This window comes from Bradyrhizobium sp. (genome assembly GCF_030654605.1).
Taxonomy (GTDB): Bacteria; Pseudomonadota; Alphaproteobacteria; order Rhizobiales; family Xanthobacteraceae; genus Bradyrhizobium.
Genome location: NZ_JAURXB010000120.1, coordinates 1 through 1,411 on the forward strand (window position 1 = coordinate 1; position 1,411 = coordinate 1,411).

At 67.2% G+C, this 1,411-nt stretch carries 1 protein-coding gene and 1 pseudogene; both read right to left on the minus strand.

Annotation, left to right across the window (positions count from 1 at the left end; all coding sequences use genetic code 11):
• Positions 1-982 (minus strand): bifunctional phosphopantothenoylcysteine decarboxylase/phosphopantothenate--cysteine ligase CoaBC (gene coaBC / locus Q7U29_RS12330; RefSeq protein ID WP_304741766.1); only part of this gene is annotated, 982 nt, incomplete at its 3' end.
• A 55-nt stretch (positions 983-1,037) separates the two neighbouring features.
• Positions 1,038-1,411 (minus strand): annotated as a pseudogene (locus Q7U29_RS12335) (ubiquinone biosynthesis protein UbiB); the annotation flags it as partial.

A 1,411-nucleotide genomic window follows, 5' to 3' on the forward strand; every position in this document is an offset into this window, starting at 1 on the left:
GGGCCAGCATGTCGCGCGCGGACTCCACATGCTTCACGGTAACGCCTGCGGGATCGTCGAGATCGACCGGGCCGGAGACCAGGATGACGTCGGCGCCGGCGGCCTGCGCCGCTGCGGCAATGGCAAAACCCTGTTTGCCGGAGGAGCGGTTGGCGATGTAGCGCACCGGATCGATCGGCTCGTGGGTGGGCCCCGCGGTAATCAGCACGCGTTTGCCCGCCAGCGGGCGCGGTTGTGGTGGCCGCAGCAATTTTTCGGCGGCGACGGCGATTTCCGTGGGCTCCGCCATCCGGCCGACGCCGGCCTCGTTGGCTTCGGCCATCTCGCCGGCATTGGGGCCGATTAACGCTACGCCATCGCGTTCGAGCTGCGCGACGTTGCGGCGCGTGGCGGCGTTGTTCCACATCAGGGGATTCATCGCCGGCGCCAGCAGGATCGGCCGGTTGGCCGCGAGCAGGATGGCGCTGGCGAGATCGTCGGCATGGCCCTGCGCCATCTTGGCCATCAGGTCGGCGGTCGCGGGCGCCACCACGATCAGGTCGCAGTCGCGGCCGAGCCGGATATGGCCGGCGTCGAACTCGCTCGCGGCATCGAACAGATCGGTGTAGGCGCGCTCGTTCGACAGCGCACTGGCGGAAAGCGGCGTGACGAATTGCTGCGCGGCGCGGGTCAGCACGCAGCGGACGTGAATCTGACGCTCCTTCAGCCGCCGGATCAGGTCCAGCGCCTTGTAGGCGGCGATGCCACCGCCGATGATCAGGGTGACGCGGGCCTGATCCGTCGCATGATGGGTACGCAGCGGCGCGCGGGACGGGGCTTCGGGCGGCGAGGCGGCTTGCGCGCGCGGGGCGGGGGTTCCCACGATGAGGTCTCCCAGAATCACCCGGACTTCCTCTTCTAAGGAGCGGCCGTTTCCGGCCGAACGCAGCCGCAGATAGGCTTTCACGGTCTCATCGAGTTTTCGGATGGTCAGGCTGGCCATGGACGATATCCGGACGGGTTGATAGCAATGCTATCATAAAATGCTTGCAATGCAATCAAAGTTGACGGACGGCGAACAAGATGGCGATGAAGGTCGCCGCGATGATCCAGAGCGCCAGGGTGCGCGCGCGGTTCTTGCGGCCCTCGCTGCGGCACAGCGCTGCAATCGTCTCCGGCGACAGCGTAATGCCCTCCCGGGTCATGGTTTCCAGTTGCTCCAGCACGGCGACCGAGCGCGAGGCGAGCGACGGCAGGGCGCCGAGTACCCGGCCCAGCTCGCCGGCGCCGGCCACGGCACCTTGAACGCGTCCTACGGGTCCGAGATTGCGCTCGATCCATTCGCGAACCACGGGGTCTGCGACCTTCCAGATATCGAGTTTCGGATCGAAGCCGCGCGCCACGCCCTCGACCACCACCATGGTCTTCTGCA